Raw genomic sequence first — 11,317 nt, forward strand, 5'->3', positions numbered from 1 at the left:
ACTATTTATTCGACTTAACAATTTCTATAATGTCTTCAACATCTTCAATATCTAGTGTTTGCTCGATATCTATAGTAATTCCAAATTCCTTTTCAATTGAAGCAATTATATTCATATGAGCTAAAGAATCCCATTCTGGAATATCTCCAACAGCTAGATCATCTACAACAACATCAGTTGAAACATTTAATATCTTTGCAATTAGCTCTCTAACTTCATTTTTCATTTTTCATTTCCAACAAAATAATTTAAAAAACAATCATAATCACGAATATAGTCTAATTCGTTATAGTGTTCATTTGCTAAAACAAGAAGCACACAATCTTCACTAAAATCATGCATTTCTCGCCACACCATATCTTCGATCAGAATACCTTTCGTCGCTGAATCTAACCAAACATCTTCACGCTGTTTACCATTATCTAAAACCATTCGACAGCGACCTGTTACACAAACAGCGACCTGTTTTAGCTGTTGATGAGCATGAAAACCACGAGAAACACCTTTCTGAGTACCAAAAATATAATATACACGCTTTATATCAAATGGAATTGATTGATGGCTTTCTAACGCCACCAATGAGCCACGATCATCACCTAAAGATGGAAAGTCAATTAAATTAATTAAACTCACACTTCCTCCTTAATAATTTCCAATAAATATTGTCCGTAGCTATTTTTATTTAAAAGTTTAGCTATCTCACTAACTTGGGTTGTATTTAACCATTTCTGATAAAAAGCAATCTCTTCTAAGCAAGCTATTTTATAACCTTGGCGCTTTTCTATGGTTTCAACAAATTGCGCCGCTTCTAATAAGCTTTCATGCGTACCAGTATCTAGCCAAGCAAAGCCACGACCTAGCATTTCGACATTCAGCTTATTTTGTTTGAGATACATTTCATTCAGACAGGTAATCTCCAACTCACCACGCTCAGATGGCTGTACCTGTTTAGCCAACTGAACGACCGAGTTATCGTAAAAATACAATCCCGTCACAGCAAAATGAGATTTCGGTTTAACGGGTTTCTCTTCTATCGAAATGGCTTTTTTATTTTCATCGAATTCCACGACACCAAAGCGCTCAGGGTCTTTTACCTGATAGCCAAACACGGTCGCACCTTGGCCATTTTTCGCATTTTCAACCGCATGCTTTAGTTTAGGCGTGAAACCTTGACCATAAAAAATATTGTCGCCTAACACTAAACACACATCATCACTGCCAATAAAGTCTTCACCTAGAATGAACGCTTGGGCAAGCCCATCAGGGCTCGGCTGCACCACATAACTTAATTCAATACCAAACTTCGACCCGTCACCCAAAAGACGCTGAAAGCTCGCTTGATCTTCTGCAGTGGTGATAATCAGTACTTCTCGAATACCTGCTAACATCAACACAGACAGCGGATAGTAAATCATTGGTTTATCATAAACAGGCAGTAGTTGTTTAGACACCCCAATCGTAATGGGATAAAGCCGAGTACCAGAGCCTCCCGCTAAAACAATCCCCTTCATGATTGTAACTCCTGCTCTAGGGTGCCTAAACGTTCTCTCTGATAAGAACCATTTTGAACATTGTTGCACCAATCTTGGTTGGCTAAATACCATTCAACAGTTTTACGCAGCCCAGTCTCAAAGGTTTCCTGTGGTTGCCAGTTTAACTCACGGCTCATCTTCGATGCATCGATGGCATAGCGGCGATCATGACCTGGACGATCTGTCACAAACGTAATTTGTTCCGCGTATTGCGTTTTTTTAGGACGAAGTTCGTCTAAGATCACACAAATGGTCTTCACCACGTCAATGTTTTGCTTTTCATTGTGGCCGCCTATGTTGTAGGTTTCACCCACTTTTCCTTCCGTTACGACTTTATACAAGGCCCGAGCATGATCTTCCACATACAGCCAATCACGTATTTGATCGCCTTTACCGTAAATAGGCAGAGGCTTACCTTCAAGTGCATTCAGAATGACCAACGGGATCAGCTTTTCAGGAAAATGATATGACCCATAATTATTGGAACAATTTGTCACTATCGTTGGGAAGCCATAGGTACGCAACCAAGCACGAACCAAATGATCACTTGATGCTTTGCTCGCAGAATAAGGGCTGCTTGGTGCATAAGGTGTGGTTTCAGTAAATAATGGTAAATTACCAATCATTTCATCAGGGTGCGGTAAGTCACCATATACTTCATCAGTGGAGATGTGATGAAAGCGAAAAGCGCTTTTACGATCTCCCTCTAAAGTATTCCAATATTCGCGAGCCGCTTCCAATAACGTGTAAGTTCCCACTATATTAGTTTGAATGAAATCAGCAGGGCCAGTAATAGAGCGATCAACATGACTTTCGGCGGCTAAATGCATTACTGCATCGGGCTGATAGGTAGAAAAAACACGATCCAACTCTGCGTGGTCACAGATGTCAACCTGCTCAAATGCATAACGAGCACTGTCCATAACACAAGCAAGCGACTCTAGATTTCCAGCGTACGTCAGTTTATCGACATTTATAACAGTGTCTTGCGTATTTTGAATAATATGACGAATCACAGCAGAGCCAATAAAACCGGCGCCACCTGTAACAAGTATTTTTAACATTAGACTACCCTAACTATGATCTGCCATTTTTCTAAACTGTTGATTTCGACTATATAGATCATCATAAGTCCCTTGGTCAACGATAGAGCCTTTATCAACAAACAATATTTGGTCACATTTCTTAACCGTCTTTAGTCGATGGGCAATCATAATGATTGTCTTATTACCACTAAAGTCATTAATAGCATCCATTATTAGTTTCTCTGTAATACCATCGAGAGCGCTAGTTGCTTCGTCAAAAACAATTACCTCAGCATCATGGTAAAGAGCACGAGCGATACCAATACGCTGTCTTTGTCCTCCCGACAATTTCACGCCTCTCTCACCAACTAAGGTATCAACACCGCTCTCCAGCTTATCAACGGTATCTGTAAGATGCGCTAAATCCAGAGCCACTTTTACTTTATTACGATCAATCTCCTTAGACCTGACTCCAAATGCCACATTTTCAGCAATTGATCCTTCAGTTAAAAAAATACTTTGAGGTACAAAACCTATTTTTTTACGCCAAGAAGCCTTATTACCATCATTTATAGGAACACCATCAACAAGGATTTCTCCTTTTGCACTGATTAAAGTAAGAATAATGTCAACCAATGTCGATTTTCCAGATCCTGATGCTCCAACAACCCCTATAGCCTGTTTGGCAGGAATAAATGTATTAACATTTCTAACAGCAAGACTATTATTATTGGGATAACTAAAGGAAATGTTTTTCAGCGTAATCCCACTCTGAAGTGACGGTAATTCAGAAACAGAAAAATCCGAAGAAGCTCTCCACTCTTTGGCCAATGCTAGATCTGTCTTTATTTCATAGTATGCAGGCAAAGCCCCTTTAATTTGCGCGAGGTTACCATATATTTGCTGAAATGCTGGCAATAGCTTCAATCCGGCCAATACATATACAGAAAGGGCTGGCAAGATTTTTCCCAAATCACCTTCATAGTCATTTAGCAAAACAAGAACCAAAGCTATCATTGAACCAAAGGCTAATAGCTCAACCGCATAACGAGGAACTAAAGATATAGCGTTGTTAGTACCCAGCCCATGAGCTAACGTTCTTCCTGTTTCATCAAAACGTTCAATGAAAATCTTCTGTCTTTCTAACAAAATGACATCTTTAATTCCCCCCAAAGCTTCGTTAATCAAACGATATCGAGTGGAATAAGACTCAGAAATAGCCTGCCCATTTGCATTCAAACTCTTTCTTACATTTTTAAAGAGAGCAATGTAAGCAAGTAGAAACACCAATAAACCGACCACAGCAACAACAGGATCGTACAAAAATAAACTCAAAGAAATAATAAAACCAAAAACAAGCCTAGAGTTTAACAGCATAAATGGCATTATAATCTGCATAGTCATACGATCAGTTTCGTTAACTATTTTCTTTGTTAAGTCTGCCGAGTTATTTTCCGAGTGAAAAAGCCAATTTTGGTTCAAATAATAGACATATAAATCACTAGCGATTTCCGTACCAATTTTGGTAGAAAACAATGATAACTTCCAAGTCGTGTACATAGAAATCAGGGATGATAAGAGCAAAGTAAGCAATACACCAAGGCCAACATAAATAATAAATAATTGCTCATCATTTATGTCTGTCAAACCGTATATTGCGGCTAGCACGTTATCTCCATACAATATACTCGGATTACCTATAAGAGCCATAAATGGAGCAATAGATGCGATACCAACAAGCTCACTTACTGCCATAAAAACCATTAAACCTTGGAGCCAGTAAAAACGACGTTTCTGACCATCTGACATCAAGCCAAAAATTTCTTTACCTAAACTAAACATATAAGATCCAAAAACGTATTTTATATATACTCATAAAAAAATCATATTCGAGAAAACCTAGTATTTTGATGGGCAATTATATTCAGGACTACAATGAAAATTGCATTCATTGCGGTCTAAAATAAATTAAAACAAGAATATATAACCAACAAAAAAACCTAAAAAGATATTTAACTACCCAAGCTTCTTCAGTGTAAGTATTTATTTTAGGCATCAATTATCATTTAAGAACATCCGCCAGTAGTCTTATCTCTTTCTCAATATCATTCTGATGATTGCCCACAAACAGCCCATTCTCATCAAGGTATTCCGCACCCTCTAGTGTTCCGGCTACCTCATAATCAAAAAATTCCAACACTTCTTTATTTTTCAAGAAGTTCCCTGTGACAATGGGTCGGCACTCTATACCGTTTTCCACGAGTTTTTTCACCAACTCTGCTCGGCTATACGGCGCATTCTCTTTCAGGATCAATGAAAAACCAAACCAGCTGCTGTTGCCCGTTTCCTGTTGAATCTCTATAAAAGGGTGATCCGAAAACAATGACTGAAATAGCCCCGCATTTTTACGACGTGTTTCAATAAAGTTTGGCAACTTCTTCAGCTGTTCGATACCCAATGCACCACTCATTTCTAAGGGCCTTACATTGTAGCCAGGCAGAACAAATTTAAATGACTCTTCAAACACATCATCGCTTTTCTCGCCGGTTACTTTATTGAACTTCGGTAAATTTCGAGTCCAACCATGGGCACGAATACACAACAAGATATGGTAAAGCTCTTCGTCGTCTGTCACGACACAGCCGCCTTCCATGGTTGCTATGTGGTGCGAAAAAAATGAGCTAAAAGTGCCCATCACACCAAAAGTACCGGCCTGTTTACCGTTGATGGTTGCTCCCATAGATTCGCAGTTATCTTCTAAAATGAAAATATCGCGACCGGCAATGATGTCATTCATTCGGGCAAAATCGTTTGGATTACCCAACAAATTGACAGACAAGATTGCTCTAGTATTATCGGTTATTGCCGCTTCTAGTTTATCTAAATCCATGTTTAACGTTTGACGATCAATATCTACAAACTTCACTTTTAAACCGTACTGCTGTAACGGAAAATACGTTGTTGACCATGAAACAGCGGGGACAATAACTTCATCACCGCGCTTCAATTTATATTTGGCATTCTTGGTAAAAAATAACGATGCGATCATTAATAAATTTGCTGTCGAACCAGAGCTAACCATAAGTGCATATTTAGAGCCAAAAAAATCAGCAAAGTCTTTTTCATACTGTGCAACTTCTTTACCCATGGTAAACATATCCGACTCGATAACTCTCTGAATCGCGGCGTATTCATTTTGATCCCAAGTGCTACTTGCCAAAGAATAATTAATCATTACAGTACTCATTTAAATAAAATTGATATGTTTTTTCGACACCAGTTTCTAAACTGGTTTTATGAGACCAGCCAAACGCTTTTAGTCTTGTGTCGTCAATTAACTTTTGCTTCATGCCAACCGGTTTGCTCAAATCATGTTTGAAACGACCAGTGTAGCCTACGACTCTCGCAACAGCCTGATAATATTCATTAATCGAATAATCAGTACCCAGTCCAACGTTAAGGTTTTGAGGCATTTTTTTGAAATGATCTATCGCATAAAAAACAAACTCCGCAAGATCCTCAGCATACATGAACTCACGACGGGCTTCCCCATCACCCCAAATGTCAATCTCTTCAAGATTGGCTTTTTTCGCTTCGTGTATTTTTCGAATCACCGCTGGAATCATATGAGAATGATTAGGGTCAAATTTATCAAAACGCCCATACAAGTTACACGGAATAATCGTTTTGTATGTTTGCATTGGATTTTCTTTGCTAATGTATTCACACAGACGTGTGCTGGTGACTTTCGCAAGCGCATACCCTTCATTGGTCGGCTCTAACTCACCCTTCAAAATCAGATCTTCAGATAATGGATTGTGTGCATCACGCGGATACATACAAGAGCTGCTTAGATTTAAAAACTGAGTTACACCACCCGCATTAGATGCAGTAAGGATATTCAACCCCATTTGCATGTTATCTACCAAAAACTTAACAGGTTGAGCCATATTTGCCTGAATACCGCCAACAATCCCAGCGGCATGGATCACCATATCGGGTTTATGTGTGCTGATGTAGTCATAGACAGCATTACCATCCAATAAGTTAAGCTGTGCACTACCTGGTGCCAAAAAGTCGTGCTCATGCTGGCTAGCAATAGACAAAATATTTTGTCCAACCATACCGTTAGCACCAGTTAATAATATTTTCATTTTTTTTACTCTTGAGAAAACGGTAAATCATGTCCATGCAACTTTAGTAACGCATGACGTTGAGCTACTTTTAAATCTTCTGCCACCATTTCCGCACACATTTCTTGTACAGTGATCTCTGGCGTCCAACCAAGCTTTTCTTTCGCTTTGCTTGGATCACCCAACAAGGTTTCTACTTCCGCAGGGCGGAAATAACGTGGGTCAATCTGTACCACCACATCACCGACTTTTAACGCTGGCGCTTTATCACCTTCGATAGCCGTTACAATGGCTTTTTCATCTACGCCCTTACCTTCAAACGTCAAGCTAACACCCAGCTCTTTTGCAGACCATTCAATAAACTGGCGTACGGAATATTGAACACCCGTCGCAATAACAAAATCTTCAGGCTGGTCTTGTTGCAGCATCATCCACTGCATACGCACGTAGTCTTTGGCATGGCCCCAGTCACGTAGCGCATCCATATTCCCCATGTACAAGCACTTCTCTAAACCTTGTGAAATATTCGCCAAACCACGAGTAATCTTACGAGTCACAAAGGTTTCACCACGACGTGGCGATTCATGGTTAAACAAAATGCCATTACAAGCATACATACCATACGATTCACGGTAGTTCACCACTATCCAGTAGGCGTACATTTTCGCCACAGCGTATGGAGAGCGAGGATAAAATGGCGTGGTTTCTTTTTGTGGAGTCTCTTGCACAAGACCGTAAAGCTCAGACGTAGACGCTTGATAAAACTTGGTCGTTTTTTCCAATCCCAACAAACGAATGGCTTCAAGCAAACGCAATGTCCCCATCGCATCCACATCCGCCGTATACTCTGGCGATTCAAAAGACACTGCAACGTGAGACTGAGCACCTAGGTTATATACCTCATCTGGCTTCACTTCTTGCAAAATACGCGTCAAATTAGAAGAGTCAGTCAAATCACCGTAATGAAGAATAAAACTGGCATTATCAACATGCGGATCTTGATAAATGTGATCCACTCGTTGAGTATTAAAAGAAGAAGCACGGCGTTTAATACCATGCACTTCATACCCTTTAGCTAACAAAAATTCCGCTAGGTAAGAACCGTCTTGGCCTGTTACGCCGGTGATAAGGGCTTTCTTTTTCATTGAAACTCCATGCTTCTACAAGGTAGTAATTAAAATATAGTTAAAAATTAGTAAACAGTTTATGACCAAGCATACAAGATACAACGCTGATAGATTGCATCTGATCACTACTCTCAACATAACACCTCAGTTCCGGCGCATTACCAGAAGGCCGTAAGTGGATAATATCGCCACTATTGAGTGTCATACGAAGCCCATCCGTTTCATCAATTGAAACAACCTCTAGTACTTCACTTTCTTGCGCTATTGCTGATAGCAGCTCAGTTTGCTTAGCCTTGGTCGTTTTAATATCTGCAATAAGCTGTCTACTGACGTCTGTTGGAATGTCTTTAATTCGATCACTAGCTGTATAACGGTCTGGATAGTTATCCGTTAATTGGCTAATTGGGAGAGCTTGTTCATAGGACATTGCTAGTACAATTAAAGCAGGTAATACTGAATCTCGCGTTGGTAAAGCGTGTAATACTTGATTATTAACAACAAAATCAGCACCAACTAAAAAACCGCCATTGGCTTCATAACCAACAACTCTGGCATCTGGTGATTGTTGCAGCAGATCTTCCATACCTGCGATGACATAAGGCGAGCCAATTCTAGTTCTCAGCGAGATCCGTTCAGGGCTTTGCAATTTACCTCTCAACTCAAGAACTGTATTCACGTTGACAGGCGCCGCCACATGGGTTGCTTGTAAATAATCAGCGCAGAGCACGCCTAAAATATCACCGCGTAACCACTCACCTTTTTCATTAGCAATAAGCGGACGATCGCCATCACCGTCTGTGGATATAATGGCATCTAGCTTATATTCCTTAGACCAATTCAAGCCTTTCTGCACATCTTCTTCTGATACCGCCTCTGTATCGATCGGTACAAAAGTCTCAGTACGTTCTAACGAAATAACGTCGGCACCGAAATTAGCCAGTAATTCTTTAATCACATCACGCGCGACACTGGAATGTTCATACACACCAATACGTTTGCCTTGCAGCATATTCGATGGAAAAAGTAAGGTATAACGTTGCTTGAAAAGCTCAATAGCAGAATGATCAATGACAGGCAACACCAACTGTGCTGCTTGATCTGAAACAAATTCAGGCACTTCAACTAAGCCATCCATAATAGAGGTTTCATCAGTTTTACTAATCTCACCGTCTGGTCGATAAAACTTAATACCATTGCGATCAAACGGAATATGACTGCCCGTTATCATTACTGCCGGCATGTTATTTTGCATGGCATAAATCGCTAAAGCAGGCGTTGGCAAAGCACCGCAAAACACTGCTTTAGCGCCAAAAGATTCGGCGGCCAGCAAACAAGCTTTGGCAATATCAGAGCTACTCGGACGTAGGTCCATACCAATAGCTACGCTAGACGCAGAAGGACAAACTGTTTGCAGAAAGGAACGAACAAAAGCAAAGCAAAGTGCTGGGGTTAGATCCTTGACCAAACCACGTACACCGCTGGTACCAAAGGCAACGCCCAATTCATCGCTAAGTTGTTTTACCTGTACAACACTAGAACTCATTTTATCAATCCTTGCTTAACGATCATGTTCTTAACAACAATTGTCTTAACGACCATAGCGATCACTAAAGCGTACAATATCGTCTTCACCTAAATAGCTACCTGACTGCACTTCTACTAGCTCTAAAGGAATTTTGCCTGGATTTTCTAAGGCATGAACTACACCGACAGGAATGTAAGTAGATTCGTTTTCGGTTAGTAGGATTTCACGATCGCCGTTCTGAACCTTCGCAGTACCAGACACAACCACCCAATGCTCAGCACGGTGATGGTGCATTTGCACGCTTAACTTCTCGCCTGGTTTGACCATGATACGTTTAACTTGATGGCGACCACCAAGATCTACTGTTTGATAAGTTCCCCAAGGGCGATGCACCGTCGTGTGATTAATGTGCTCTTCACGACCTTCGGCTTTGATGCGTTTAACAATCTTCTTCACATCCTGCGCATTGTTTTTGTCCATCACTAAAACAGCATCCGCAGTTTCAACAATAACAAGGTCGCTCACACCCACCGCAGCAACTAAACGCGACTCAGAACGGATAAGGCAATTATTAGAGCCTTCTGACATTACATCGCCCAATAGCACATTGTTGTCAGCGTCTTTATCTGCATAATCATATAAAGCATCCCAAGCACCAATGTCACTCCAGTCACCTGCATAAGGTACAACTTTCGCTTTCTTGGTCGGTTCCATCACCGCAAAATCAATCGACTCTTCAGGACATTGTGAAAACAGCTCAGCATCAATACGCACAAAATCCAAATCTTCGGTACGCTGCTTATAGGCAAGATTTACCGCTTGAAAAATATCATCACGATGAGTCGCTAACTCATCTAAAAAAGCCTTGGCACGGAACAAGAACATTCCGCTATTCCATAAATATTCGCCGGAGTCTAAATAAGCCTGAGCTTTTTCAAGGTTAGGCTTTTCAACAAACTCCACAACAGAAAAATTATCACCGGAACGAATATAACCATAACCCGTTTCTGGACGAGTTGGCTGCACACCGAAGGTCACTAAAGCATCTTGCTTAGCCAATTCAACCGCTTGCTTAATGGTCGTTTCAAAAGCAGCAAGATCACGGATAACATGATCTGCAGGCAATACCAGCATAAGTGCATCATCAGATTGGCTTCGCAATGCTTCCAACGCCGCCAAAGCGATGGCTGGTGCCGTATTGCGGCCTTTAGGTTCTAGAACAATACTGGATTTTTTAACACCAATAGATTGCAACTGTTGCGCGATCAAAAAACGATGATCTTCATTACAAACCACAATAGGATCTGCCACTTCTAAAGATAAAGTACGCAACATGGTTTGCTGAAGAAGACTGTATTCTTTATCCGTCAGAGGCAAACATTGCTTAGGAAAATGCTCACGTGATAATGGCCAAAGACGACTGCCTACACCACCAGATAAAATAACAGGAATAATTTTCAAAACAGATCCTTCGTATATGACAAAAATAATCTGCCTAGTCTAACAAAAGTAAGAGATAAGAAATATAAGAATGGATTAATGAAGGACAAATAAAGGAGCAAAAAACCTAGCAACAACCAATCACCTGTAGGTCGGCCTTTAGGCCGTCAAAAGCCCGATAATAGCAAACCAAAACCTTGACGCGCTAAAGCACGACCTTGTATCTCTTCTTGATGAGTGTTTAGCTAGCACTTATCGCATCGGGAAATCGGTGAGCTCGTGCGCGACCTGAGCACAAAGATGCTGTTTTGTAGATTGAGCCCTGATTTCCTAACCTCCATTAAACTGAATGGTATCCTAGCACCCCAGGTAAGGGTGATGCTGCATGTACAAGGGGAGTAGATAGAGATGAAGGCTTTTATTGGCATTGATGTTGGTAAAGAAAAGTTAGATGTTAGTTGGTTACGCGACGTGGTCAAAAATAAGCAGAAAACCAAGGTCTTAAAGAACACAAAACAAGGCTATCAAGAATTAG

10 protein-coding genes are annotated in these 11,317 nt (G+C 40.5%); all 10 read right to left on the reverse strand.

Features of this window, described 5'->3' with window-relative positions; all coding sequences use genetic code 11:
• Nucleotide 1 precedes the first annotated feature (1 nt).
• Nucleotides 2-226 carry an acyl carrier protein gene (locus BUA59_RS14745; protein ID WP_072840445.1) on the reverse strand — a complete coding sequence of 75 codons (225 nt, stop codon included), beginning with the start codon at nt 224-226 and terminating at the stop codon, nt 2-4.
• The gene (locus BUA59_RS14750) at nt 223-633 is read right to left on the reverse strand and encodes a sugar 3,4-ketoisomerase (RefSeq protein ID WP_072840446.1); all 411 of its coding nucleotides are present in this window, start codon (nt 631-633) and stop codon (nt 223-225) included. The genes BUA59_RS14745 and BUA59_RS14750 overlap by 4 nt, the downstream gene beginning before the upstream one ends.
• Entirely contained in the window at nt 630-1,511 is an 882-nt protein-coding gene (gene rfbA / locus BUA59_RS14755; RefSeq protein ID WP_072840447.1) for a glucose-1-phosphate thymidylyltransferase RfbA, read from the reverse strand. The genes BUA59_RS14750 and rfbA overlap by 4 nt, the downstream gene beginning before the upstream one ends.
• Nucleotides 1,508-2,596: a dTDP-glucose 4,6-dehydratase gene (gene rfbB, locus BUA59_RS14760; RefSeq protein ID WP_072840448.1), complete on the reverse strand. Its 1,089-nt coding sequence runs from the start codon at nt 2,594-2,596 to the stop codon at nt 1,508-1,510. The genes rfbA and rfbB overlap by 4 nt, the downstream gene beginning before the upstream one ends.
• Before the next feature lie 9 nt (nt 2,597-2,605).
• Nucleotides 2,606-4,399: an ABC transporter ATP-binding protein gene (locus tag BUA59_RS14765; protein ID WP_072840449.1), complete on the reverse strand. Its 1,794-nt coding sequence runs from the start codon at nt 4,397-4,399 to the stop codon at nt 2,606-2,608.
• A gap of 220 nt (nt 4,400-4,619) precedes the next feature.
• The gene (locus BUA59_RS14770; protein ID WP_072840450.1) at nt 4,620-5,792 is read right to left on the reverse strand and encodes a DegT/DnrJ/EryC1/StrS family aminotransferase; all 1,173 of its coding nucleotides are present in this window, start codon (nt 5,790-5,792) and stop codon (nt 4,620-4,622) included.
• Complete coding sequence (locus tag BUA59_RS14775; protein ID WP_072840451.1) at nt 5,785-6,711, reverse strand: GDP-L-fucose synthase family protein; 927 nt, start codon at nt 6,709-6,711, stop codon at nt 5,785-5,787. The genes BUA59_RS14770 and BUA59_RS14775 overlap by 8 nt, the downstream gene beginning before the upstream one ends.
• Before the next feature lie 5 nt (nt 6,712-6,716).
• Nucleotides 6,717-7,835: a GDP-mannose 4,6-dehydratase gene (gene gmd, locus BUA59_RS14780; protein ID WP_072840452.1), complete on the reverse strand. Its 1,119-nt coding sequence runs from the start codon at nt 7,833-7,835 to the stop codon at nt 6,717-6,719.
• Nucleotides 7,836-7,875: 40 nt separating this feature from the next.
• Nucleotides 7,876-9,360 carry a phosphomannomutase gene (locus tag BUA59_RS14785; protein WP_072840453.1) on the reverse strand — a complete coding sequence of 495 codons (1,485 nt, stop codon included), beginning with the start codon at nt 9,358-9,360 and terminating at the stop codon, nt 7,876-7,878.
• Nucleotides 9,361-9,405: 45 nt separating this feature from the next.
• Nucleotides 9,406-10,803 (reverse strand): mannose-1-phosphate guanylyltransferase/mannose-6-phosphate isomerase, encoded by a 1,398-nt coding sequence (locus BUA59_RS14790; protein ID WP_072840454.1) that lies wholly within the window; start codon nt 10,801-10,803, stop codon nt 9,406-9,408.
• Nucleotides 10,804-11,317: the final 514 nt, after the last annotated feature.

Source organism: Marinomonas polaris DSM 16579 (assembly GCF_900129155.1).
Taxonomy (GTDB): domain Bacteria; phylum Pseudomonadota; class Gammaproteobacteria; order Pseudomonadales; family Marinomonadaceae; genus Marinomonas; species Marinomonas polaris.